Below are 24,985 nucleotides of genomic sequence, written 5' to 3' on the forward strand. Positions count from 1 at the left end.
GCGTCATATTCGGTCCAGGTGGCCCTTGAGCCGCTTGAAGTGCGACCAGGTCGCCCGGCCCGGGTTCTGCTTCAGCGCGTTGAACAGCGTCTTGCGGTCCAGCCCAATCACGTCCGGCAGCCCCAGCAGCCGACGCCGCTCCTCCTCGGTCATCCGGCCTTGGATGCCGGCCAGGATCTCCTCGTTCACCTGGCCCCGCACCGTGGATGCCATCGCGTCCAGCGTGGAGAACCGAGGTATCTCCACGTTGGCCTCGACCAGCTTCTCCAGCGCGATGTTGATCAGGTCCGCCGGGTTGTTCTTCGACGCCGCCGCCACCCGCATCGTCTCCTGGGCGAGCCCGCGGGCGGCCTGGCCGTCGTAGCGGACCCCGCACCGCCCACGCACCCACGACCGGTGCCGCTCCGCCGTACGGCCAGAGGCATACACCGGCAGCGTGCTCTCCGGCAGCTCCACCGCCCGACGCACGAACTCCACCACCTGCTCCGGCACGTCGTACGCCTTCGGGAAGCACCCCATCCGCTGATACGACTTCAGCGCCACCAACAGGGCGAGCTGGTGCTCGTCCGAGTCCGTGACCTCCTCCGCCCAGGCCCGCTCCTCCTCGCTGGGAGTGAAGAACACATGCAGCTCACGCGCGGTGATCAACCGCTTGAACCGCGGGTACGCGGTCCTCTCGATCGAGGTCATCCCCACCCCACTCGACGCCCAGCCCATACGAAGGCGCCTCACGCGCCCGCGCGATCATGTCCAGGCGGCGACGCCAGGAAGATCAAAATTGCGGAATCCAGGACACCCGCGGGGACGCGGTGGTAGAGGAACGGCAGGGGATCACGGCTTCAAGATCATCCCGTGGCGGCTTTTGGACTCACCTTGGCTGGACCCGCTCGGAGCCTGGGGCTGCGGGGTCTTCGCCAACGACCCGGTACGGGTGGCGGAGGCGTTCCGTATGCCGCTGACCGGCGACGGCCGGTTCGCCGGGCACTTCGACGAGGTCGTCTTCGCGGTGCTCGACGGCGCGCGGGGAACGCCGACGCTGGAGGCTTTCCGGCGGACCTTCGCGGGGGTGTCCGGGGCGTAGCCGGGGCGCGGACCACGGGTCATGGCCGGACCGGGCCTGCCCGGAAGGCGGGCAGGCCCGGCGTCGGCCTTGAGCGGTCTCGATTCCCGGGGCGCTGAGTTCCGGCCGGCACAGCTCCGGCCGGCGCAGCTCCCGTCGCTCGTTTCCGGCGGGCTCAGCTCCAGCCGTAGCGTTCCTTGAGGCGGTTCACGACCAGGTTGAACCTGCCCCGGTCCAGGGCACAGGCCTCGCGCCGCATGCCCTCTTCGTGGAGCCGCATCACCCGGTCGACGGCAACCCACGAGTCACGGCCCGCGCGGTCCCACGGGCCCACGCCGATCGGCACCCAGTCACGGTCGTTCTGGTGGTTCTTGCTGGAGAGCTGGACGGCCAGCAGCGTGCCGGCCTCCTCACGGGCCACCACGAGTACCGGGCGGTCCTTGCCGCGCCCGTCGTTCTCCTCGTACGGCACCCAGGTCCAGACGATCTCCCCGGGGTCGGGATCGCCGTCGCGGACCGGTGCGTAGGACGTCTGGACCGGACCCACCTCACGGGGCTCGGCCTCCGTGGTGGCAGAGGGGCCCGAACGCCCCGGGAAGTCGCGGTCGGCGTAATCGGCATCAGAAGCAAAGGATGTCATCCGCAAGACGTTAGAACGTCTGTGCCACGTCCGGGAGGGCGGGTCTCCTGGCACTCATCAGGCGAAATGCGCCATGGCCGCAGGGTAGTTAGCGTCACGAGCATGACTATCGTTCCGCAGCGCTTCGAGATCCTGCTGGTGCCAGAACACACGCAGGGCCGCGACGGCCCGCCGCTGCCCACGAGCGCCCTGCGCTCCGCCGTCGTGGAAGCCACCGGCGACACCGGGTCCTCCGGTTACCCCCGCTACGCGGGTAACGGAATGGAGGCCGACATCGATCCCGAGACGCACACGGTGGAGGCGCTGCTGATCGACGGCGAGGAACTGGACTACGGCCTGTCGGTCCGCGTCATCGACGCGCGGTTCGGCTGACCTCCGGAGAGGCGCCGAAAACGGGCTACGGGTCCCTTCACCGAACGGCGTGGCCCCGGCGGGACACGCCTGCCGGAGCCGGACGCCTGCCGGGGAGGTACCGCCCGCGGAGGCCGGACGCCTGCACGGGGCGGGACACCTTCCGGGGCTGGACGCCTTCCGGAGCCGGACGGGGGCTCAGGCGCCGGCGGCACCCTCCGCGTTCTTCGCGTCCGCCTCCGCCACCGACTTGCGTACCTCGTCCATGTCCAGCGCGCGCGCCTGGCCGATCACGTCCTCCAGAGCGGCCTCGGGCAGCGCGCCCGGCTGGGCGAAGACGGCGACGTTGTCACGGACGATCATCAGCGTCGGGATCGAACGGATCTCGAACGCGGCGGCCAGCTCCTGCTGGGCCTCCGTGTCGACCTTGGCGAAGACGAGATCGTCGTGACGCTCGGACGCCGCGTCGTAGACCGGAGCGAACTGGCGGCACGGTCCGCACCAGGAAGCCCAGAAGTCGATCAGAATGAAGTCGTTCTCCGACACCGTCTGGTCGAAGTTCTCCTTGGTGAGTTCCACAGTGGCCATTGCCTGCTACCTCTTCCTGCTCTGTCCGGGTGAGCCGCCTCGCACAACGGCGCTTGCCACCGCTGTATTCCTGGCCCTTGCCCGAAGATCGTCTGGCCATGCCCCGCAGCCCGGACCAGACTGGCCCCATGACGGAAGCGATGGAGTACGACGTGGTGGTGCTGGGCGCGGGACCGGTCGGGGAGAACGTCGCCGACCGCGCCAGGGCGGCAGGTCTCAGCGCGGCGGTCGTGGAGAGCGAACTCGTCGGCGGCGAATGCTCGTACTGGGCCTGTATGCCCAGCAAGGCGCTGCTGCGCCCGGCTATCGCCCGTGCGGAGGCCCGCCGCGTCCCCGGACTGCGGCAGTCGGCCCGGGGTCCGCTGGACGCGGCCGCGGTGCTCGCGAACCGCGACGAGTTCACGTCCCACTGGAAGGACGACGGCCAGGTCCAGTGGCTCGAAGGCGTCGGCGCCGACATCTACCGCGGGCACGGGCGGCTGGCCGGACCGAAGAAGATCACCGTCACGGGCGCCGACGGCCAGGAGCGGCTGCTGACCGCGCGCCACGCCGTCGCCGTGTGCACAGGCAGCCGGGCCGTGGTCCCCGATCTGCCGGGAGTGGCCGGTGCCAGGCCCTGGACGAGCCGCGAGGCCACCAGCGCCCAGAAGGTACCGGGACGACTCGTTGTCGTCGGCGGGGGAGTGGTGGGCGTGGAGATGGCCACCGCCTGGCGTGCGCTCGGCGCGGAGGTCACCCTGCTGATCCGCGGCGGCGGTCTGCTGCCCAGGATGGAACCCTTCGCGGGCGAACTCGTCGCCGCCGCCCTGACCGAGGCGGGCGCCACGATCCGTACGGACGTCTCCGTCGCCTCCGTCGAACGCACCGGTGGAACGGGCCCCGTCACCGTCGTCCTGGAGACCGGCGAACGCCTCGAGTCCGACGAAATCCTCTTCGCCACGGGCCGCGCCCCGCGCACCGACGACCTCGGCATGGAATCCGTCGGCCTCGAACCGGGCTCCTGGCTCCAGGTGGACGACAGCTGCCGCGTCGAGGGCACCGACTGGCTCTACGCGGTCGGCGACGTCAACCATCGCGCCCTGCTCACCCATCAGGGCAAATACCAGGCGAGGATCGCGGGAGCCGCCATCGCGGCAAGGGCTCAGCGCGTCCCCCTGCTGGAGAGCGACCCCTGGGGCGCCCATGCCGCGACCGCCGACCGCGCCGCCGTCACACAGGTCGTCTTCACGGACCCGGAAATCGCCTCGGTCGGCCTCACCCTCGCCGAAGCGGAGGCCGCGGGCCACCGCGTCCGCGCGGTCGACTACGACCTGGGCACGGTAGCGGGCGCGGCCCTGTACGCGGACGGCTACACGGGCCGCGCCCGCATGATCGTCGACCTGGACACCGAAACCCTGCGCGGCGTCACCTTCGCGGGCCCCGCGGTCGGCGAGATGCTCCACTCCGCCACGATCGCGGTGGTCGGCGAGGTTCCCATCAACCGCCTGTGGCACGCGGTGCCGGCCTACCCGACGATCAGCGAGATCTGGCTGCGGCTGCTGGAGACGTACCGCGGGTGACGAAGCCGGTGAGACCGTGACCCACAAGTTTGACGTGGACGCCGAATCGCCGATGCCTGGATTTTCCTCCGTTCCAGCCGCGCTCGCCCCGAGTGCGTGCTGCTCGAACACGCACGGAGCTCGACTGCCTCCTCACGTACCTTCAGCGACAACGATCATCGAACGCCCGGGGCCACGCTTCTCAACTGGACTGTCCCTGCGAGGGCCTGGGCAGAGCGTGGCCCCGCTCGATGAACGGGAAGACTACGAGAGCGAGCGGTGATGGCGTCCCTGGTCCGCTTCAAGAAGCTGTCCGAGCAGCCGGACGCCATTCGTCACTCATTCGGCGAGGACCCTGACGAAATGGTCCGTACGCTCACCATGGATACGACCAGCCGCACCTCGACGTCCGACGACGGCAAGGTCGACTACACGTTCCTCAAGGCGTCCTGGAAGATCAACTCCCTGCGGTCGTCGCCGGGACAGCTCCGGTGACGCAGGACCCGGCGGCCGTACGGCGGTGAAGCGCTGCCGTACCGACCTAACGGCGACGCCGGACTCCACGGGACCGCCGAGGTGGCCTTCCCCAGCGACGGCGGAGTCCGCGAAGCGGTGCGCGTATGCGCCGACCGCTGCTCCTCACCCCGTCACGATCACGCGGCTGGTGGGTCGTACGGCCTGAGTGGGCCCTCGGGAAGGGAGCACCTTCCCGAGGGCCCACTCACGGACACCTCACATACGCCTCACGCCGAAGTGGCGGGGCGACAGACGGGTCGTCAGTTGAAGCTCGACCAGATTCCGGAGGTCATGGTCGTGATCTTCTCCTGGTCCGACCATTTGTCGGACTTGCGCTTGCGCCCCTTGCCCTTGCCGGCGTCCTGCTGCTGGGCGGCTTCCGCCTTGGGCTCGCCGCCGTGGTCCTTGCTCTTCTTCTTACCGAACATGACAACGTCCTCAGCATCGTCGGATACCGTCTCTTCAACCGTACCCGGAGAAGAGGATTTCATTACCGAACCGGGGATTCCGTCCCGTTCGCCGAGTAGATGTTTCCCGGGAATGGGGAGCCCGGTGGCGGGGCCTTTCGCCGGTGCGCGTGCGCGGCTCGGGTGATGCCGCAGTGGCCGAATCCCGTAAACGCACAGCTCACGCAACGGTCAGGCCCTCCATTGCCGCCCCATGGGTGCCTGTGACATCAATTGGTGCGACGGGGAAACCGGCGCGAGGCCCTGATCCTTGCTGGAGGCGCGGACCGAAGTCAAGGGTAAAGAGGGGGGCCGTCCTCGGCGTCAGGGAGGCGAGAATCCGGAATCGCGGATTCCGATTCCGGTCACGCGTGAGACGTCATCGAGGGCACAGTTCCGGCCTGTGGCAGCCAAAGATGAGCTGCTTTTTTGGTCCATTTGGGCGGTGTGGCCGATTCTGTGTCGCCTCTTGCTGTGAATGCTCCGAAAGCCGGGCCCAAAGCGGTCAGAACCGTATTTTGGCCGCTTTGGTGACTGCCGGGAATCGGCGCCCCCTCGGCAGGTGCCGCATCGGGTGCGCAAAAGGACCGCATGGGGAATGGTTTATTCCGTTCATTTACCGGTGGGGTCACCAATGACCGGTGGCCGGATTCTTATGCGGTGTCCATTTTTACCCCGGATGGGGTGAATGTCGAACAATGCAATGTGACCCTGGTCACATTGTGTGAGAGTTGTGAACTGCTGATGCGTTCCGGTAGCTTCCTCGGCGTTGCCTGAATGGCAGCGCGAATACCGCAGGGAAATGCGAAAGCGGATTACCTGATTCCCCTGCGGTGTTCAATCAACGGGGAAGGGGGTGAATTTTGATGCCCTTTGAAGGTGACGTCTCCCTTGTGGAGGAGATCGCTGAGCAGGACTTTGATGGTGTGGCCTACGGTGCCTGCACCACCAACACGTTCTCGCTCAGTGACGCCCTTGGAAACTCAGGCGGTTGGTGCACTCTGACCAAGGAGTGCCAGCCCAACTGCAACTGACACCCATGTGTCCAGTTGCTGGGCCTGTCGTGTGAAAGGGGGTGAACTACATGGAGAACCAGGACCTTCTGGGTGCCTACGACGAGCTCGAGCTGATCGAGCTGGGTGACGAGGACGCGCAGGGCGGTACCACCACGCCGGCATGCATCGCAGTGTCGATCGCGGCGTCAGCCGCCTTCTGTCCGACCACCAAGTGCACCAGCAAGTGCTGATGTGCCGCTGACGGGTCACTGCGTTGATAAGGCCATGGGGTGGGAATCGGTGGATGATTCCCACCCCATGACGTTCGCGAAGTCTACCGTATCCGCCCGTATCCTCAGAGTGAAAAGAATCCGTGGTCTCCTCACAGAACCTGTACCCAGAATTCGACGATGCGGAAATACGGGAAACGATCGATCCGTTGGCCGCACACGACAGCGATGTTCTAGCCACGCTCCTGACCCCGGCACCGGCCCACCGGGTACCCCCGTCTCCGGCGGTCGGCCGCTGGACGGACGAGGAGGAGCGGTATCCGTTCCAGCGCGTCGTACGCGGGCTGGCCGTCCAGGTCTGCCGGCCGGAACGCCTGGCCCGGCACGCCCCGCTCTTCGCCGACCCCGACGCGATCGTCCTGGAATTGCTGACCAGGGCGGAGAGCAGGCTGCGGCACACCTGCACGCGCTCCCTGGTGGCCGCGCTCAACGCGGCCGCCGCGCACGGCACGTTGAGCGGTGACACGGGCAACGCCCGTTACCTGGACTTCGTCACCCGCCACACCGACGCACAGCGCCTCGCGGACTTCCCCGTGCTGCGTTCGGCCGTCGGTCACCTGATCCGCAACACCGCCGACGCCTTCGACGAGATGTGCGAGCGGCTAAGCGCCGACCGGCGGCTCATCACCGAGACCTTCGGTATCGGCGCCGACGATCCGCTCGCCTCGATCGGCCAGGCCGACGGCGACTCCCACGCGCACGGACGCAGCGTCTCGGTGCTGGCCTTCGCCTCCGGAGCCCGGCTCGTCCACAAGCCGCGCGACATATCCTGCGAGGCGGCGTACGAGGAGATCGCCGACCACGTCAACCGGCACGCCGGCACCGGCCTCGCCGCGGCCCGCACCCTGGCCCGCGCCGGCTACGGGTACGTGGAGTTCGTCGAGGCGGAGGACGTCGCTGACGTATCGCCGCGCTTCATGCGCCAGTGCGGCGAACTCGCGGCCGTCCTCTACCTGCTGGACGCCCGGGACATGCACTTCGAGAACATCCTCGCCACCCGGCGCGGCCCCGTGCCGGTGGACCTGGAGACGCTCCTGCACCCCGCCCGCGTCCACGTCGGTCCGCGTCCAGAGGCGGAGGGCAACGCGTACGACGTCATCGCCCACTCCCTGTACGGGATCGGGATCCTGCCGCTGGTCATGGCGGGCAAGGCGGAGGGGTCCGGACACGTGGACCTCGGCTTCCTCGGCGGCGCGAACAAGGGCACCTCGCCCTTTCGCGGACTCGCCTTCGAGAACCCGTTCACCGACACCATGAAGGTGGTGCTCCGGGCCGAGCAGGCGGAACAGCGCAACACCGTGGTGCGCAGCGGCGGCGAGGAGGAGATGCACAGCCTCGCCGAGGAGATGGCGCAGGGCTTCGCCGACACCGCCCGCGCCCTGATCCGCGACCGGGACGCCTGGACCGCGCTGCTGACCCGGCTCGCCGGCGGCCTGCGGATCCGGTACGTGCACAACCCGACCGCGCTGTACGCGCAGACCCTGCGGATGACCGCCTCGGCCGCCGCCATGGCGGCGCCCGAGACGACCCTCGGCCTGCTGAAACGCATCGCCATCGCCTCGAAGACCTCCGATCCGGGCATCATCGCGGCGGAGTTGCGGCAGATGGCCGAGCGCGACGTCCCCTACTTCGCTGCCGAGGCCACTGGCACCGTTTTGTACGACGCCGACGGCAAGGACACCGGCGCGCGGCTGGCCGAGACTCCGCTGGACCGGGCGCTGCGCAAGTGCCGTGAACTCGACGAGACCGTCATCGCCCGTCAACTCACCCTGCTGTACTCGGCGTTCTGCTCCAGATTCCCCGACAACCACCTCACAGGCACGGAGAGCTGGCAGGCCGGACACACCACGTCCACCCCCGGCGGAACGCGCGATCTGGCCCGGCAACTCGCCGACGGCCTGGTGGCGAGCGCCCTGCCCGACAAGTTCGCGCACCTGCCGCGTACCTGGATCGGCCCGCTCGCCTCCGCGCAGGCGGAACGCGTCTGGCCGTGCGGGGTCCTCGGCTACGACCTCTACACCGGCCGCACCGGCCCGGCGCTCGCACTGGCCGCCGCCGGCCGGGTGCTCGGCGACGACACGTACGCGGACGCGGCCCGGCAGATCTTCGCACCCAGCGCGGACATCCTCGCGGGCCACCGCTACGAACAGCGCAGCGTCCAGCAGACCGGCCCCGGCGCGTACACCGGGCTGACCGGGCTCCTCTTCGCCCTGGACACCGCGGGGCTGCTTCTCGGGGAGCCGGACTGGCGGCAGGCGGCGCGGGACGCGGTCCCGCTGGCCGTGGACCAGATCCGCGAGGACGGCACCGGCGCCGACGTCATCAGCGGCCTCGCCGGCACCGCCACCATGATCGCCGCCGTCGGAGGGCCGCACGCCCGCGCGGTACTGCCCCGCCTGACGGAGATGCTGTGCGCCCGGGTCGAGACCGCCGGCGGCGCCTGGTCCGGGCAGTCCGGATTCGCCCACGGGGTCTCCGGTGTGCTGCACGCCCTCAGTGTCCTCGGACCGAACCTGGAGGACCCGGAGCTGCGGCAGCGTGCCGACGCCTGCGCCGGCGCCGTGCTCGACCGGCTGGCCGGGTTCCACGACGCGGACGAGGACAACTGGTTCTCCAACGCCGCTGAGCCCGGCCGGTTCTCCACGGGCTGGTGCCACGGCGCGGCCGGCATCGCCCTGGCCCTGCTCGCCCGCGCGGGACAGGACCGCGACGACCGCGCCCGCTCCTGGCTGGACCGGGCCGTCGCCCACACCCTGCGAGACGGGTTCGGCCGGAACCTGACGTGGTGCCACGGAGACCTCGGAAACCACGACGTACTCACCGAGGCCGCCGTACGACTGGGCGACACGCGCCTTGCCGAGCGGGTGGCCGACCTGGAGGAGACCCGGCTGCGACCGGAGGTGTTCATGAGCAAACTGACGGACCACCGCAGCCGGTACGCCCACACGACCAGTCTCATGGTCGGCACCTCGGGCGTGCTGCTGCACCTGCTGAACCGAATCGAGCCCGAGTCGCGGGTCTCGCCGCTGTCCCTGTCCCGCGGGGCGCGGTGATGGGCCGGCGCGTGCCGACGGTCACCCAGGTGACCCAGACGGAATGCGGACTGTGCTGCTGCATCGCCGTCATGCGCTACTGGGGCCGTACCGAGGACTTCTTCACGGTCCGGCAGAGCCTGGACGCGGGCCGCGACGGGCTCGGCGCCAAGCAGCTGTCCGACTTCCTGCGCTCGCGCGGGATGCGGACGAAGGCGTTCCGGGTGCGCAGCGTCGAGGGGCTCACCCAGTTCACCACCCCGGTCATCCTCTACTGGGAGGACTACCACTTCGTCGTCCTGGAGAAGTTCGACGGGCGTACCGCCACCGTCATGGATCCGGCCATCGGCCGGCGACGCCTGACGCGGGACGAACTGGCCGCCGGTTTCAGCGACATCGTCATCGCCGCCGAGCCGGGCGAGGGCTTCACCAGGCAGAAGCAGCCCGCCACGAAGGACTGGCGCTCCGTCCCGCTGTTCGCCGAGCGCTCCGTCGCCAGGATCGCCCTCGTGGCGGTGCTCTCCCTGAGCGGCTATCTGGCCGTCCTCGGCATCCCGGCGCTGACCAAGTGGGCGGTTGACCGGCAGAGCAACTGGCACGACCCCGGAGACCTGGGCCTCGTCCTGGGCGCGCTGGGCGCGGCGGCGCTCGGGTACCTCGTGCTCTGGCTGCTGCGGGTGGTCGTCCTTTCCTCCCTCATCGCGGTCATGGGCGAGCACCTGATGTCGCACACCTTCCGCAGACTGCTGAGCCTGCCGTACAAGTTCTTCACCACGCGTCAGCCGGGCGAGCTGCTGTTCCGGCTGAACACCGTGAACGCGGTCCGCGACCTGCTGTCGTCACGGATCGCGCAGGGCGTCCTCGACATCGGCACGCTGGTCTGCATCGGCGGCTACCTGTACGTCACCGAGTGGCGGATCGGGCTGATCGCGACCGGGATGTTCGCGTGCAACGCGCTGTACCTGTGGCTGACCCGCACCCGGGTCAAGGAGGTCACGGACGCCGAGATCAGCCAGCTCGGCAAGAGCCAGTCGACCCAGCTCGACGCCATCGTCTCGATCCCCAGCATCAAAATGGGCGGATACGCGGCCCAGTTCGCCGACGAGTGGGCGAACGTCTACCGGGCTTCGCTGGACGCGATGAAACGGCGCATGCGTCTCCAGCAGGGCTGGATCGCCGGCATCGCCACCACCACGCAGATGTTCGGCCCGATGGTGATGCTGCTGGGCAGCCTGTATTACGTGGCGCAGGGCGTGGTGTCCCTGGGCTCGGCGATCGCCGTGCAGTCGGTGTCGGTCACGTTCTTCTCCATGACGACATCGGTGTTCCAGATGTTCACGGAGTTCACCGAGGCCTCCCGCTACATGGCACGGCTCAGTGACATCACCGCGCACGACATCGAGGATCCGGGTGGCGATCTGCGGGAGCTGCCGGACGCGTCCATCACACTGAGGGACGTGCGCTTCCAGTACACGCGGCACGCCGCGCCGGTGATCGACAAGGTGTCGCTGGAAGTCCCGGCCGGCTCGCGGGTGGCCCTGGTGGGCACGTCGGGGTCGGGCAAGTCCACGCTCGGCCGCCTGCTCTGCGGGCTGCACGAACCGACCGCCGGTGTCATCGAGTTCGGCGGCCGGCCGATGGCCGACTACGACAAGGACTACCTGCGGCGCCAGATCGGCTACATCCCGCAGGAGGTTCACCTGCACAACCGCACCATCCTGGAGAACCTCACACTCGGCCAGGACATCGACCCTGAACAGGTGCGCGTGTACTGCTCGCAGGTGGGCATCCTCGATTTCGTCGACGCCCTGCCGATGGGGCTGAAGACCCTGGTGTCCGAGCTGGGCGCCAATTTCTCCGGCGGGCAGCGGCAGCGTCTGGCGATCGTCAGGACCCTGCTTCAGCGGCCCAAGATCGTGGTGATGGACGAGGCGACCGCTTCTCTGGACACCATCAACGAGCGCCGCGTCACCAAGATCATGAAGGAGATCGGCGCCACTCAGGTCATCATCGCCCACCGGCTGGCGACCATCCGCGCCGCGGACCGTATCTACGTACTCGGCGACGGGCGCGTCATCGAACACGGCACCCACCAGCAGCTCTTGGACAACCAGGCGACCTACGCGGCTCTCTACGCGGAGACCGGCGCCTCGACCCTGATAGGCGAGAGTGCATGACGCAGAGCGAACCCTCCGTTTCCGTTTCCGCCTTCCTGCCGTTCTACCTGGACCTCGCGCCCAGGGACGACCTCGCCGCCTCGCTCGCCCCGCTCCTCGACGAAGCGGTGGACCCGCAGGCGCGCGACGACGTCCTGCACGCCATGTGGGACGTCCTGGTGTGCACGGTCGAGGGGCATAGCTACCGCACACTGATCGGTGAATTCCACACCCACCGGCAGGCACTCGGCCTGCCCGTCGACGCCGGGAGCGGCACCGCGCTGGCTTCGTTCACGGAGGAACTGCGCAGCGCGGAACGGCGGGCCGCCCTCCTCGGCCGCTACCCCGTCCTCGCCGAGCGCCTGAAGACGGTAACCGCCAATATCCACGCGGCCTGCCAGGAGATGCTCCAGGCGTGGCGCGACGATGCCCCGGTGCTGGCCGCCGCGTTCGGTCTCGACCCCGCCGGCGAGACCCTCACCCGCGTCGCACCGTCCAGCTCCGACCCGCACAACGGCAACCGCCGCGTCTTCTTCGTCACCAGCAGTGGCGGTCACAGCCTGGTCTACAAGCCCCGCCCGCTCACCGGCGACGACCTCCTGCGGGACCTGTACGGCGCGATGGAGGGCCGGCTGACACACTCTCTGGACCGCTGCGTGCCGGATTCGGTGACCGTCGGCCACCACGGCTGGCAGCGCTTCACCGAGGCCTCGGGGATGACGGACACCGCGCAGCCTGACCGGTACTTCTACCGGTTCGGTGCTCTGACCTGCCTGCTCGGCGCGATCGGTGCGAGCGACCTGCATGACGAGAACGTCCTCGCGCACGGTGAGTATCCGTGCGTCATCGACTCGGAGACGGTGCTCCGGGGCGACGGCGGAGTGCCCGACGGCTCGCTGCCGCACCGGCTGATCAATCACATGAAGTCCTCGGTGGCCACCACGATGCTGCTGCCCGTGGAGAACCCGGACTCGGTGATCGACATCCTGATGTCGGGGGCCGGCCTGGTGGGCGAGCAGCAGTCGCAGATGCGTACCCCGTCCGTCGCCGACCGGGAGAGCGACGCGATCCGGGTCGAGTGGGACGCCGTGACGTACCGGCACACCACCAATGTGCCCCGGCTGGACGGCGTTGCTCTCGCCATCACCGACAACTTCCCGTATGTCATGGCCGGTTACCGGGACGCTCTGGCCTTCCTGCACGAGGAGGGAGTCGAGGAGGCGCTTTCCGGGCGCCGGGACGTGCATGTCCGATCGGTGCTGCGCTCCACAGAGGTCTACAGCCGCTACCTTGACGCCTCCACCCACCCCAAGTATCTCGGCTCACGTGCTGAGGCCGACCGGCTGCTCGGTCTGCTGAACCGCAAGTCCCGGCCGCTGCCCGAGGAACAGACCGCGTATCTGAGCGCAGCCGAGTCCCAGGCACTCGACGCGGGTGACATCCCGTACTTCTCGGTGGGCGCCGACTCCACCGCGCTCACCGCGGACGGCCGCGACCTGCCGGGCTTCTTCACTCTCTCGCCCGTCGGCAACGCGCTGCGCGGTGTCCGCGCCGCTCGCGAGCGTCATGAGCGCTATCACCATTTCCTGGTCGAGGAGTGCATGGGCTCCATCGCGGCCGAGCCGCAGGGCCTGTCCGCGCACGGGGTGTTCGCCGGGGACACCCTGGCACACGCCGCTCCGGGAACCTGGGGCTTCGCCATCGCCGACGTCGTACGTGACCTCGCGGTCACCGCCGAGGGGCCGGACGGCATCCGGGCAGGCTGGCTGGGCAGTATCGGCCCCGACCGGAACGCCCCGACCATCACACCGGGCAACTACGTCGCCTTCCACGACATGGGCGGCATCAACCGGCTGATGCGCAACACCGGTGCGCTGAACGGGCGATACGCGGCGTTCGCCGAGGCGGCCGACGCCGGTCTCGCCACGCTGGCCGGTGAATACCGCAACGTGCTGGAGACGATGCCCGAGTCCGTCTTCTCGGGTCTCGCTTCGCTGTTGCTGTCCCGTCCGGATGCCGTCGACGACGACTGGACGACGGAGCTGGTCGGTCTGATGGAGCGGCGCGGCGGAGATCTGGAGCCGGACCTCGCCAATGGTCCGGCCGGTGTGCTGATGGCACTGCTCGCCCGTGTCGAGCGCGGACGGCTGCCGGGCGCAGGAGCCGTCGACGGCGTACGGCGGCTGATGCGGGGGACGGGCGGGCGTGTGCCCGGGGGCGCGGAGATGGAAGTCGCACACGGGGAACTCGGTCTGTGCTGGGCCAAGGCGCGTACGGGGCGCGTTCTCGGTGAACGCGGGCTGACCGAGGAGGCGTTCGGCTGGTTCGCCGCGCGCCTTGACGGATACCGTCCGGCGGTGCCCGGCTGGTGCAAGGGAGCCGCCGGTGTCCTCGTGGCGGCCGGAGAGATCTGCCACTCCGCAGGCCGCCTCGACTGGCTGGCCGGGGAGCGGCTGGCCGGCCTGGTGGCGTCGGCGACCGAAGTGGAGGACGGACCGGTCGAACTGTCGGTGTGCCACGGCAGCAGTGGTGTGGTGCAGGCGCTGCTGTACGTCGCCGGTCTCACCGGGGACCGCGCGCTCGCGGACCGTGCGCGTGCCTACCAGGGCACGGTGCTGGAGCGGGCGCGCCAGTACGGCTTCTATACCGGTGTCGTGGGGCGTACTTCGCTGATCGGTTACATGCTCGGCTGGTCCGGCGTTGCCGACACCGACCTGATGTTCGCCTCCGCGACGGCGCTGCCGGCACCGGTCGCCCTGATCGGCTAGGAGGCCGATGTGCGGTACTCACTTGTCCTGCCCATAGTGGCGACCCGCCCCGAACAGGCCGTGCCCTTCGCCAATCTGGTGCGCTGGACGCAGGCGAGCAGGCTCTGGCAGGGGCAGAGCCAGGTCATCGACAACCATCATCTGGCGAGCTGGCTGGCCGGTGTGGGCATCCGTGTCCCCACCGGCTTCGGCGTGGACCTCACCCCGCTGCGTACGCCGTACCACGCGGCGAACGAGGCCCGGTCCACCGCCCTGGTCACGGGCTGCTCGGTGCTGGCCGCGTACGGCCCGGGCTGGCCGGACTACCAGCGGGCGGTGCTGGGGAATGCGTACCGCAGCCCGCTCGCCGCGACCCGTGATTACGTCGGCGCCGTACGGGCCCTGATCAGCGGTGAGTTGGCGGAGAATGTGAGTGGGGCCCATCCGATGCGGGCGCGTCTGGTCGGTGTGCGTAGTCCAGAAGTGCGTGTCGGTGTCGGTGTTCTGCGTTCCAGAATGGCGGCGCTCGCCGGGGAGGTCGCGGACGCGGCGGTCACCTGGCTGTGCACGCCCGATCATCTGCGGGACGTGCTGATCCCGTGTGTGGACAAGGCGAGCGACGCGGCCGGGCGCGATCCGGTGCCGACGACCGCGATCGTGCCGTGTGCGCTCGCCGGGGAGGGGCGTGACCGCGACGAGTTGGCGCTCGCCACTTTTGGCGCTCATCTCCGTGCCCCGCACTATCAGGCGGCTCTGCGGGAAGCCGGACTGGAGGTCACCGGAGAGCCGGCGGACGTGAGCCGGCTGGCCGATGCGGGCGGTTTCCTGTGGGGAACGCCCTCGGATGTCCGTGACGGACTGCGCAGGTACGAGGATGCCGGTGTCGACGAGGTGGTGCTGAACGTGATGGGTGTCGCGGCGACCAAGGGCGCCCGTGCCGCGGCCGCGGACCTGGAACGCATCCTCGATGCGCTGTGAGCCGCCCCCTGCTCCCGCCCCGGGCTCTCGGACTCCCGCTTCTCCGCCATCCGTCACGCGTGCTCGCCGCGTTGCCGGAGTCGTCCGAGTACGTCCGGTACACGGGCATCCCACGCCGTGTCCTCACATGCACGGGACGCCGCGCGGGCCGCCCTTCCGGGCGGACGACGTCACTTCTGAGACACGGTCCGGCCGAACCGGCTTGGGGAGAAGAACAGAGACGCCTTCGTCTCCCGGTCCTCCCGGTCCCCACCGTCCCGGTCCGCTCTGTTGTTCCTGTTTCCCCGTTGTGTTTGACCCGTGTGGCAGGTGTTCGCGTTTCCTGTGCTGCCTGTCCTGACCGGAAGTACTCTGAAAATCATGATCGAAGTCGAGAATCTCAGTAAGCGCTACGGCGATACGCTCGCGGTGGACGATCTCTCCTTCACTGTCGTACCGGGCAGAGTGACCGGCTTTCTCGGTCCCAACGGTGCGGGCAAGTCGACTACGATGCGGATGATTCTCGGGCTGGACCGGCCCACGGCGGGACGTGCCCTGGTGGCGGGCAGACCGTATGAGGAACTGGACCGGCCGCTGACGGTGGTCGGGGCGCTCCTGGACGCCAAGGGTGTCAACGGCGCGCGCTCCGCCTATCACCACCTGCTCGCTCTGGCGGTGAGCAACGGTCTTCCGGAAAGCCGGGTCCACGAGGTGCTCGACATGGTCGGGCTGTCGGCGGTGGCGCGCAAGCGAGCCCAGGGGTTCTCCCTCGGTATGGGCCAGCGGCTCGGTATCGCGGCGGCGTTGCTCGGCCGGCCCAGCATCGTCGTCCTGGACGAACCCGTCAACGGCCTAGATCCCGAAGGTGTGCTGTGGGCACGGGAGTTGATGAAGCGGCTCGCGTCCGAGGGGTGCACAGTCCTTGTCTCGTCCCACCTCATGAACGAGATGGCGGTCACTGCCGACCACCTTGTCATCATCGCCAGGGGCAGACTGCTGGTGGACTCCCCGACGGACGCGTTCATCGAGGAGCACTCCCGCGCGAGCGTGTTCGCCCGCGTCTCCGACCCCGAGGCGCTGAAAGAAGCACTCGAAACGGAGGGTATCCACAGCGAGCAGCTCCCCGACGGCCGGATCGAGGCTCTGGAAGTCACCGCGCAGCGCGTCGGTGAACTCGCCAGCGCCCGGCGGGTCGCCGTCTACGAGATGGCGCAGCAGACGGCGTCCCTGGAAGAGGCATTCATGCAACTGACCGCCCAGCAGACCGAATACCGTGCCGGTCTGGAGGTGCAGCGGTGAACCACGCCCTGCACGCGGAGTGGGTCAAGCTCTCCAGCATGCGCTCGCACGTCTGGTGTCTGCCTGTCTACGTTCTTGTCTGCCTCGCGATCAGTGCCCTGATGGGGCAGACCAGCCGTAACACCGACGGCATCGATCCGGTCGCCGTGGGTTTCTCCGGAATGCAGAGCGGCATGGTCCTCATGGTCATCGTCGGGGTCCTGGCCGTGACCAGCGAGTACGCCTCCGGCACCATCCGAGGCTCCCTGCTCGCGGTGCCCCGGCGCGGCCGCTTCTACGCCGGGAAGCTGGGCGCTCTCGCGCTGGTGACGGCCGTCGTGTCGGGGATCACCGCACCGGTGTCGTTCCTGATGGTGCAGTACCTGCTCGGGGACAGAGGGACAGGTGTGGACGGTGAAGTCGTCGCCCGCATGGGCGGCGCGGTCCTCTACACCGTGCTGCTGGTCGTCTTCTCCATGGGGCTGGCGACGGTGTTGCGCTCCAGCACACTGACGCTCGGCCTGCTGGTGCCGTTGTTCTTCATGATCTCGACGATGCTGGCCAACATTCCCGCCACCCGGCAGATCGCGCAGTTCCTGCCGGACATGGCCGGCTCGCTCGTCCTGCGCCAGGACCTTCCGGCCCACACACCCCTCGGTGCCACCAGCGGCCTGGCCGTACTGGCGGCCTGGGCGGTGGCGGCCCTCGTGGCGGGCTATGTCGCACTCGTCCGACGGGACGCTTAGCCTCGCGCTTTCACTTGAGTTCCGTCCGAATCATGGGCGGGAACGCGAAAGTGCCTTCTGAGCTGGGACGATGAACCTTGTCTAGGGGTTCTGTCGGTCCAGGCGGAAGGCACTTTCTACGTGCAGCGTATCGGTTCGCGTCCCAAGCTCCATGTCTCTGCTGACGCTGCGGGGGTGGTTGGTCACGCCGGAGCGCGGCTGCTGGCTGATCTTGCCGATGCCACTGGACTGACCAGCTCGTACTCCACCGCGTTGAGACCGCTTCGGCCACGAGGTACTGGTCATGACCCGGGCCGGATCGCCACTGACCTCGCGGTGATGCTTGCCGATGGCGGCGAGGCGATCGGGGATCTGGCCGCGCTGCGGGACCAGGGCGAGGTGTTCGGCCCCATCGCCTCGACGCCGACGGCCTGGCGACTGCTGGCCGCCATCGGCGAACGTGTACTGGACCGTCTGCGCTCGGCCCGCGCCCAGGCCCGGGAAGTGGCCTGGCTCCAGACATCCGAGACCCGCTGCGGCATACCGGCGGCGAAAGCCGGCGGACGTGAAGTGCCCGGTCTGGTCCTGGACATCGATGCCACGCTGATCACCTGCCATTCAGAGAAGGAGGCGGCCGCACCCACCTACAAAGGCGGCTTCGGGTTCCACCCCCTGCTGTACTTCCTGGCCAACACCGGCGAGGCCATGTCCGGGCGCCTTCGGCCCGGAAACTCCGGAGCCAACACGGCCGCGGATCACATCGCGGTACTGGACGACGCTCTCGCGCAGATCCCCGACGCCCACCGGCACGGCACCGATATCCTCGTCCGCACCGACAGCGCCGGATCCGCAAAGTCCTTCCTCAGCCACATCCGAGACCTGCGAACACGCGGAATCCGCACCTTCTTCTCGGTCGGATACGCGGTCACCGAACCGGTCCGCCGCGCGATCCGGGCCCTGCCCGAGCAGGTCTGGCACCCCGCCCTGGACCAGGACGGCACCCTTCCGTGAGTCCGCCGAGGTCGCCGAACTGAGCGGCATGACCGACCTTGCCGGTTGCCCGGCCGGCACCCGCGTCATCGTCCGCCGCGAACGTCCCCACCCCGGAGCCCAGCTCTCGCTCTTCGACCGGGACGAGGGCATGCGGCACCAGGTCTTTCTCACCGACACCCCCTTCACCTCCGGCTCGGCCCAGTTCCGGGAGGTCCGCCACCGCGGGCATGCCACCGTCGAGGACCACATCCGGCGCGGCAAGATCACCGGCTTCGGCCGCTTCCCCTCCCGCCGCTTCGACGTCAACGCCGCCTGGCTCGAACTCAGCCTCGCGGCCATCGACCTCCTCGCCTGGACCCGCGTCCTCCTGCTGGACGGCGAACTCGCAACGGCCAAACCCAAGAAACTCCGCTACCGGCTCCTGCACGTCGCCGCCAGGATCACCCGCGGCGGCCGCCGCCTCCGCCTTCGCATATCCGCGACCTGGCCCTGGCGACATGAACTCGCGGCCGCGTTCCACCGCCTGGCCGCACTGCCCCGCCCCGCCAGCTAACCCGCCGTCCCTGCCCACCTCGACCCAAGGACCTCGGAGAACCCGACCCCGCGCCGGGCCGTCACCATGCCCACCAGCCGACACGGCCTCAAACAATCTCACTCGGCCGCCCACCAGCTCCAACTGAAACGCCGAGGCTAGGGGTCACCCAGGATCTGCTGAACACGCTGTCTCTCGGATTCGTCGTCCTAGCGCACGAAGATCGAGAGCAGCTGTGGGCCGACTACAAGGCGGTGCGCCGGATGGAGGAGAAACTGCAGCTGGACGGTCTGGAATGACGCAGGCGTACCGGGTCGCCCAGTTTGCCAGGCCATGCAACCCGCTGGTGCTGCGCGGTGTTTCACGACACGAGTACGCATCAGTGTGCGGCCTGACAGTTCAGGGGGCGTCGGCCGCACTGCTGGTGGACGCGGGATTTTGAAAGGGGAAAGCTATGGATGATCTCCGGTCGCTGACTGCGGTGGATCTCACGAAGCTGATCCGCAGCCGTGCCATATCACCAGTGGAGGCGGTTCGGACCAGCCTGGAGCGGATTGAACGGCTCAATCCCGCCGTGAACGCGTTCGTCACGGTGTGTGCGGACAAGGCACTGGCCGCTGCTAAGGAAGCCGAGCGGGCGGTGATGTCCGGGGCCGAGCTGGGCCCGCTGCACGGCGTGCCCATCGGAGTCAAGGATCTCGACCCGGTCGCGGGTGTTCGTACCACCCGCGGATCCTCAGCCTTCGCCGAGGATGTGTCGCACGAGACGATCCTGTGCGTTGAGCGGCTGGTGGAGGCTGGCGCGATCGTGGTGGGCAAGACGAACACGCCAGAGTTCGGCTTCAAGGCGACCACGGACAGCTCCCTGTTCGGGCCGGCGTCCACGCCGTTCAACCTTGCGATGAATGCGGGCGGGTCTTCCGGAGGAAGCGCGGCGGCCGTTGCTACCGGCATGGTGCCCTTGGCGCAGGGGTCCGATGCTGGCGGCTCGCTGCGTGTGCCTGGCGCGTTCTGCGGGGTGTTCACAATGATTACGACGTTCGGCCGAGTTGCGGTACCGGCCCGGCCCAATGCCTTCCGCCGTCTGAACCCAATGGTCTGCTATGCACCGCTGGCCAGGACTGTGGAGGATGCCGTTCTGGGCCTTGACCTGATGTCCGGGCCGCACCCGCGCGATCCATACTCCTTCCCTGTGGATGCACCGTTGGCTGCGGCTCTGACGCCGTCGTTGGCCGGACTGCGCATCGCCTACAGCCCCGATCTCGGCGGTTACCCCGTCGAGCCGGAGGTCGAGGCAGTGGTGCGCGCCGCGCTGCCGGCGCTGAAGGAGGCCGGTGCCGAGATCGCAGAGGTAGATTTCCGCTTGCCGCTGCCGCACGCTGAACTGACCTCTATGTGGCGCCGCTATCTGTCGCTGTGCCACGCGGAGTCCGCCGAGGTCAGCCGGGGGCAGGGCACCGACTTCCTGGGCGAGCAGGGACGGGTGGTCGATCCGGGGTATCTGGACAGTGTCCGCACCGGCGCCGCGCTAGGCGCAGTGGATTTCCGCCTCGGTGATCTCGTCCGAACCCAAGTGCTGGACGCCTTTGAGGATCTCTTCGACAGCTTCGACCTTGTCGTCAGCCCGGTGAACTGTGTAGCGGGCATCCCCAACGACACCACCCGCACCACGGTCGGCCCTCGTCAGGTCGCTGGCCAGGACGTCGACGAATTCGTCGGCTGGTCGATGACGAGTCCGTTCAACCTGATCGGCAGCCCTGCCGCGACGGTGCCGGTCGGCCGGTCGGCCAACGGTGTCCCAGTCGGGATGCAGATCGCGGCACGCCGCCACCACGATGCGGCCGTCGTCCGCGGTGCAACCGCCTGCCAGGAGCACCTTCCCTGGAAACACCTCTACCAGGACTTCGACCCATTGCTCGCGGCCCAGTGAATCCGGCGGCGCCTCCCAGCTCTCTGCCCTATGTCTCTGCCCGCAGAAGATCACTGATCAAGGATGGTTACCACTGATGGCCGGCATCTCTACTTCTGGCGCCGTACCGATCCGTGCCGCACTCTTCGATCTCGACGGCACACTGGTTGCCACCGAGCATCGCAGCCGTGCCGCCTGGACCCGTCTCTTCCACACCCATGGTTTGGAGGCCGACGAGGCGCTGTTGGCCACCTTTGTCGGGCGGCGGGGGCAGGAGGCACTGGCCGACCACGTGCACCGCTTCTCAGGCAGCACCGTCAACGAGCTATTCGACGAGGCCGTCGGCTACCTCAACAGCCCCGCCATTCCCCCGCCCTACCCTGTCGCGGGCGCCGAGGCACTGGTGAAGAAGTTGTACACCGAGAGGGTGCCGATGGCCGTAGTCACCTCTGGTCTGCGCGAGCACGCCCACGCTCTTCTGGACCACGTCGGAGGTGCGAACCTGTTCACCGCAGTGATCACTGCGGAAGACGTGCGTCAGGGCAAGCCGCACCCCGAAGGCTTTTTGGCCGGGTGCGCGGCGTTGGGCGTTGATCCGGCGCAGGCAGTGGCCTTTGAGGACGCCCCGGCTGGGATCGCTGCGTCCAAGGCCGCAGGACTCACGTGTGTGGGATTGACCACGACGCACGCCGCCGAGGCACTTGCTGCAGCCGACCTGATCGTGCCCGATCTCGCTGGCATCAACTGGCCGCCGCTGTCTATGACCGCTGCCTGATTGCCCCTCAAGAAAGGACCTCACCATGCCCAGCAGGCACTCCCATCCGGGCAGCACTCCCGCGGAGGACACCGCCGTGCCGCAGCCCGTCGGCGAGGGCGATGAATCCTCCGTCGCAGCCATCCACCGGTGGCGGCTCCTTGCGGTCCTGCTGGCGGCTCAGTTCATGGCCAACATCGACACCGCGATCGTCAACATCGCCGGGCCCGCCGTCCAGAGCAGCCTCGGTGCCTCCGGCGGGCAGGTAGGTCTGGTGATCTCCGGCTACGTGGTCGCCTACGCCGTCCTCCTCGTGGCCCGGATTCTGCAGGGCGCGGGCGCAGCGCTGATGGTGCCCCAGGTGTTGAGCGGTATTCAGCTGCACTTCACCGGTCAGCAGCGGATCAAGGCGCTGGGGTACTACGCGGTCGCGTTGTCTGGCGGGGCCGTGGCCGGCCAGGCACTGGGGGGCCTGCTGATCGCAGCGGACCTGTTTGGCACCTCCTGGCGCCCGATCTTCCTGATCAACGTGCCGGCAGGGATGCTGCTCGTCTGGGCGGCGCTGCGATCCATGCCGGGTGACGAGAACGAGAAGAAGGCGGACAGACAGCAGGAGGTGGACCTCTGCGGGATGCTGTTCCTCTCGATGGCCGTCCTGCTGCTGATCGTGCCGCTGCTGCTGGGCACCGATGAGGGCTGGCCCGCCTGGACGTGGGGATGTCTGGCGGCCAGCGTGCCGATGGCACTGGTCTTTCGGCGGAGCCAACGTCGCCGTTCCGCCCTGGGTGGTCGCCCGCTGATCGCCGAGGAAGTGGTTCGTGAGCCAGCAGTGCGCTGGTCTCTGGTGGCCCATGGCATCACCACGATGACCTACTTCGCACTGCTCTTTGTCCTGGCGGTCTACCTCCAGGAAGGTCTGGGTCGGGGGCCCGCCTACGCCGGAGTGGCCATGGTCTCGTGGGTGGCCGCCTTCGGGCTTGCGGGCCCGCTGCTGGCTCGGGTGCCCGAGCGGTACCGGGCGGCGATGCCGGCGTTGGGCTGTGTGGCGCTGGCTGTCGGCTACACCGCCGTATGGGTCTATCTCGCCACAGGCCATCGCACCGGGCCTGCGCTGTTCGTACTGTTGGGCATCGGCGGGCTGGGGCTGGGGGTCAGCTCCAATTCTCTGATCGGGCAGATGACGTTTGCGCTGCCGGACCGCTACGCGGCCGACCTGTCCGGGGTCATCAGTACCAACGCACAGTTGTGCGGGGCTCTGGGAGTTGCAGCTCTGGGCGGCGGTTACCTGCTCCTGGCCGATGGGGGGACGGTGGAGTCGGCGGCCAACGGGATGGAGGCGGTGCTCGGCGCCTCGGCCGTGCTATCTGTGCTGTCCGCGGTGGCAGCGCAGCAAGGCAGCCGGTCCCGGGCAACCACTGGCACTCCAGTGGTACTGCCGTAGTAATGGATGAAATGGGTGAGGTGGAAGGGGCACTGCCCGAACGCCTGGCTGCTGATCTCGACGAGGGATTTGCCGAGTTGGTCCAGGCCCAGGCCACAGTGATCCGTTTCTATCTACTCCGCCTCACCGGGGTACCCACAGAGGCAGAAGACCTGGCGCAGGACACCTTCCTGCGCGCCTACGTGGCTCTGCAGGGCTACTCACCTGCACGGCGCCGAGCACTGCGGCCACGGGCGTGGCTGGTGAGCATCGCCACTAACGTCTGGCGTAACGACTTACGCACCAAGAGTCGACGCCCCGTCTCGGCGGGCCGGGTGGAGGACGCCCGCGATGTCTGGCCAGACGACCGACCTGGGCCGGACGAGCGGGCGCTGACTACGACTGACCGCAAGGTCCTCGTGGACGCCCTCGCCCAATTGCCGGAGCGCTATCGCGTGGTGATTGTCCTACGGCACGTGGTGGGTATGAGCTACGCGGAAATCGCTGAGGTGCAGGAGTGCCCTGTCGGTACCGTCAAAGCTCAGGTTTCCCGTGGCCTGACAGGCCTGCGCGCCTTACTGACTTCGCAGGAGAATTTGCCGAAGGAGGTGACAAGATGAACGAGGACAACGCTGGGCGTGCCGCCGAGTTGGACAACGGCTCCCTGGCCAAGTCTCTCTCTAGCCTGGCCAATCCGAGGTCATCCGAGCAGGCGCCTCGAGACTACGCTCTCGCGATCCTGCGCCGCGTGGGGGTTGCGTCGCGCGCTTACGACGTCTACGCCCCGCTCGATGCCCCCGGCGGATGGTTGTACGTAGCCAGCAACGGCACCATGCTGACCTGTGCTGTTCTGAGCGCCGTGACACCGGGCCCCGAGGACTTCGAGGCGTACTACCGAGCCCGCATCGGCAGGACCGCAGTGCGCACCACGATAGCGCCCACCGGGGTGCGCACCGCGCTGCGCACCGGGCGGGCCAAACAGCTCCGCATCGACCTGTCTCTGCTTCCCGAACTGGAGCAGGCTGCACTGGCAGCAGTGCGCACTATCCCTCGCGGTCAGATGCGCCCCGTCTCCTGGATCGCGCGAGAGGCATCACTGCCGGACCAAGCCGCGGTAGTCGCCGCCGTCCTGCACAACCCACTGCACCTGCTCATCCCTTGTCACCGGGTCGCCTACGACAACGGTCGCCCATGCGACACGGCCTACGGCCAGGCCGTGAGCGATGAGCTGAGAGCTGCCGAGGGCATCGATCCGGAGCATCTAGAAGCCCTGGCCCGGCAGCACACGATCTACCTCGGCAGCGACACCACCCGGATCTACTGCCACCCGACGTGCGCCCACGCACGCCGGATCACCGCATCGCACCAAGTTCCGTTCCACTCTGCCCGTTCCGCCCGCCAGTCGGGTTACCGTCCTTGTAAGAGCTGTCGGCCAGCCGCTGCATGAATCGGAGTCGTCGGAACCCATGAACCGTTCCGGGTTCGGTAGGGACTCGATCATTTGAGAGGATCGAGTCATGGCACGTCCTTCCCAGTACCCGCTTGAGCTGCGCCGTCGTGCGGTGCGGATGGTCGCCGAGGTGCGGCCGGATTACGACACCGAGTGGGCCGCGATGAAAGCGGTCGCCCAGAAACTGGGCATCGGCACGACCGAGACGCTCCGGAAGTGGGTGCGGCAGGACCAGGTCGATGTCGGTGTGCGTCCTGGCGTGACCACCGAGGAATCGGCCGAGCTGAAGCGGCTGAAGAAGGAGAACGCCGAGCTGAAGCGCGCGAACGAGATCTTGAAGGCTGCGGCGTCTTTTTTCGCGGCCGAGCTCGACCGGCCACACACACGCTCGTAGCGTTCATCGACGAGCACAAGGGCCGCTTCGGCGGCGTCGAGCCGATCTGCCGTGTGCTGACCGCCCACGACTGCAAGATCGCCCCCTCCACCTACTACGCCCACCACAAACGCCAGGCTGCTCCGTCCGCCAGGACCGTGCGGGACGGCGAGCTGAAGGAGCTGATCCAGCGCGCCTACGACACCAACTACCGTGTCTATGGCGCGAGGAAGAT

The 24,985-nt window shown here is 68.4% G+C and carries 20 protein-coding genes and 3 pseudogenes; 19 read left to right on the plus strand and 4 right to left on the minus strand.

Annotated elements, in window-relative coordinates; all coding sequences use genetic code 11:
- Positions 1-3: 3 nt before the first annotated feature.
- Positions 4-690, minus strand: coding sequence for a DUF4158 domain-containing protein (locus tag ACIP6N_RS26485; protein WP_401819543.1), 687 nt, complete (start codon positions 688-690; stop codon positions 4-6).
- 196 nt (positions 691-886) lie between these two features.
- Here ACIP6N_RS26485 and ACIP6N_RS26490 point away from each other — a divergent pair.
- Positions 887-1,081, plus strand: a pseudogene (locus ACIP6N_RS26490) (TIGR02452 family protein); the annotation flags it as partial.
- Between the two features lie 154 nt (positions 1,082-1,235).
- On the opposite strand, the gene ACIP6N_RS26495 reads toward ACIP6N_RS26490, so the two are convergent.
- A complete protein-coding gene (locus ACIP6N_RS26495) occupies positions 1,236-1,700 on the minus strand; it encodes a type II toxin-antitoxin system PemK/MazF family toxin (protein WP_401819545.1) in 465 nt (154 codons plus the stop codon).
- Between the two features lie 102 nt (positions 1,701-1,802).
- On the opposite strand from ACIP6N_RS26495, the gene ACIP6N_RS26500 reads away from it, so the two are divergent.
- Positions 1,803-2,072, plus strand: coding sequence for a hypothetical protein (locus ACIP6N_RS26500; RefSeq protein WP_401819548.1), 270 nt, complete (start codon positions 1,803-1,805; stop codon positions 2,070-2,072).
- Between the two features lie 177 nt (positions 2,073-2,249).
- On the opposite strand, the gene trxA is transcribed toward ACIP6N_RS26500, so the two are convergent.
- Positions 2,250-2,639, minus strand: a complete 390-nt coding sequence (gene trxA, locus ACIP6N_RS26505; protein WP_401819549.1) for a thioredoxin — start codon at positions 2,637-2,639, stop codon at positions 2,250-2,252.
- A 128-nt stretch (positions 2,640-2,767) separates the two neighbouring features.
- Here trxA and ACIP6N_RS26510 point away from each other — a divergent pair, with 128 nt between their 5' ends.
- Positions 2,768-4,198, plus strand: coding sequence for a dihydrolipoyl dehydrogenase family protein (locus ACIP6N_RS26510; protein ID WP_401819550.1), 1,431 nt, complete (start codon positions 2,768-2,770; stop codon positions 4,196-4,198).
- A 261-nt stretch (positions 4,199-4,459) separates the two neighbouring features.
- The gene (locus ACIP6N_RS26515; RefSeq protein WP_401819552.1) at positions 4,460-4,672 is read left to right on the plus strand and encodes a hypothetical protein; all 213 of its coding nucleotides are present in this window, start codon (positions 4,460-4,462) and stop codon (positions 4,670-4,672) included.
- 281 nt (positions 4,673-4,953) lie between these two features.
- Here ACIP6N_RS26515 and ACIP6N_RS26520 read toward each other — a convergent pair whose 3' ends face one another.
- Positions 4,954-5,121 (minus strand): hypothetical protein, encoded by a 168-nt coding sequence (locus ACIP6N_RS26520; RefSeq protein ID WP_401819553.1) that lies wholly within the window; start codon positions 5,119-5,121, stop codon positions 4,954-4,956.
- Positions 5,122-6,005: 884 nt separating this feature from the next.
- Here ACIP6N_RS26520 and ACIP6N_RS26525 point away from each other — a divergent pair.
- The 15 genes and pseudogenes from ACIP6N_RS26525 to ACIP6N_RS26595 all read left to right on the plus strand — a co-directional run.
- Positions 6,006-6,173, plus strand: coding sequence for a plantaricin C family lantibiotic (locus ACIP6N_RS26525; protein ID WP_401819556.1), 168 nt, complete (start codon positions 6,006-6,008; stop codon positions 6,171-6,173).
- 50 nt (positions 6,174-6,223) lie between these two features.
- Positions 6,224-6,385: a class II lanthipeptide, LchA2/BrtA2 family gene (locus ACIP6N_RS26530; RefSeq protein ID WP_401819557.1), complete on the plus strand. Its 162-nt coding sequence runs from the start codon at positions 6,224-6,226 to the stop codon at positions 6,383-6,385.
- Positions 6,386-6,573: 188 nt separating this feature from the next.
- The gene (locus ACIP6N_RS26535; RefSeq protein ID WP_401819560.1) at positions 6,574-9,477 is read left to right on the plus strand and encodes a type 2 lanthipeptide synthetase LanM family protein; all 2,904 of its coding nucleotides are present in this window, start codon (positions 6,574-6,576) and stop codon (positions 9,475-9,477) included.
- Positions 9,477-11,633 carry a peptidase domain-containing ABC transporter gene (locus ACIP6N_RS26540; protein WP_401819563.1) on the plus strand — a complete coding sequence of 719 codons (2,157 nt, stop codon included), beginning with the start codon at positions 9,477-9,479 and terminating at the stop codon, positions 11,631-11,633. The genes ACIP6N_RS26535 and ACIP6N_RS26540 overlap by 1 nt, the downstream gene beginning before the upstream one ends.
- Positions 11,630-14,380, plus strand: coding sequence for a type 2 lanthipeptide synthetase LanM (gene lanM / locus ACIP6N_RS26545; protein ID WP_401819564.1), 2,751 nt, complete (start codon positions 11,630-11,632; stop codon positions 14,378-14,380). Before ACIP6N_RS26540 ends, lanM begins: the two co-directional genes overlap by 4 nt.
- Positions 14,381-14,389: 9 nt before the next feature.
- Positions 14,390-15,337 (plus strand): LLM class flavin-dependent oxidoreductase, encoded by a 948-nt coding sequence (locus ACIP6N_RS26550; protein WP_401819566.1) that lies wholly within the window; start codon positions 14,390-14,392, stop codon positions 15,335-15,337.
- A 360-nt stretch (positions 15,338-15,697) separates the two neighbouring features.
- Positions 15,698-16,615: an ATP-binding cassette domain-containing protein gene (locus ACIP6N_RS26555; protein WP_401819568.1), complete on the plus strand. Its 918-nt coding sequence runs from the start codon at positions 15,698-15,700 to the stop codon at positions 16,613-16,615.
- A complete protein-coding gene (locus tag ACIP6N_RS26560) occupies positions 16,612-17,340 on the plus strand; it encodes an ABC transporter permease subunit (protein WP_401819570.1) in 729 nt (242 codons plus the stop codon). The genes ACIP6N_RS26555 and ACIP6N_RS26560 overlap by 4 nt, the downstream gene beginning before the upstream one ends.
- A gap of 90 nt (positions 17,341-17,430) precedes the next feature.
- A pseudogene (locus ACIP6N_RS26565) lies at positions 17,431-18,865 on the plus strand (IS1380 family transposase).
- Between the two features lie 433 nt (positions 18,866-19,298).
- Positions 19,299-20,774, plus strand: coding sequence for an amidase (locus tag ACIP6N_RS26570; RefSeq protein WP_401819573.1), 1,476 nt, complete (start codon positions 19,299-19,301; stop codon positions 20,772-20,774).
- A 76-nt stretch (positions 20,775-20,850) separates the two neighbouring features.
- Entirely contained in the window at positions 20,851-21,528 is a 678-nt protein-coding gene (locus ACIP6N_RS26575; protein ID WP_401819574.1) for an HAD family hydrolase, read from the plus strand.
- A gap of 25 nt (positions 21,529-21,553) precedes the next feature.
- Positions 21,554-22,948 carry an MFS transporter gene (locus ACIP6N_RS26580; protein ID WP_401819575.1) on the plus strand — a complete coding sequence of 465 codons (1,395 nt, stop codon included), beginning with the start codon at positions 21,554-21,556 and terminating at the stop codon, positions 22,946-22,948.
- 2 nt (positions 22,949-22,950) lie between these two features.
- Complete coding sequence (locus tag ACIP6N_RS26585) at positions 22,951-23,547, plus strand: RNA polymerase sigma factor (RefSeq protein WP_401819576.1); 597 nt, start codon at positions 22,951-22,953, stop codon at positions 23,545-23,547.
- Positions 23,544-24,374: an MGMT family protein gene (locus ACIP6N_RS26590; protein WP_401819577.1), complete on the plus strand. Its 831-nt coding sequence runs from the start codon at positions 23,544-23,546 to the stop codon at positions 24,372-24,374. The genes ACIP6N_RS26585 and ACIP6N_RS26590 overlap by 4 nt, the downstream gene beginning before the upstream one ends.
- Positions 24,375-24,444: 70 nt before the next feature.
- A pseudogene (locus tag ACIP6N_RS26595) lies at positions 24,445-24,985 on the plus strand (transposase); the annotation flags it as partial.

It is taken from the genome of Streptomyces sp. NPDC088725, assembly GCF_044751305.1.
Lineage (GTDB): Bacteria > Actinomycetota > Actinomycetes > Streptomycetales > Streptomycetaceae > Streptomyces.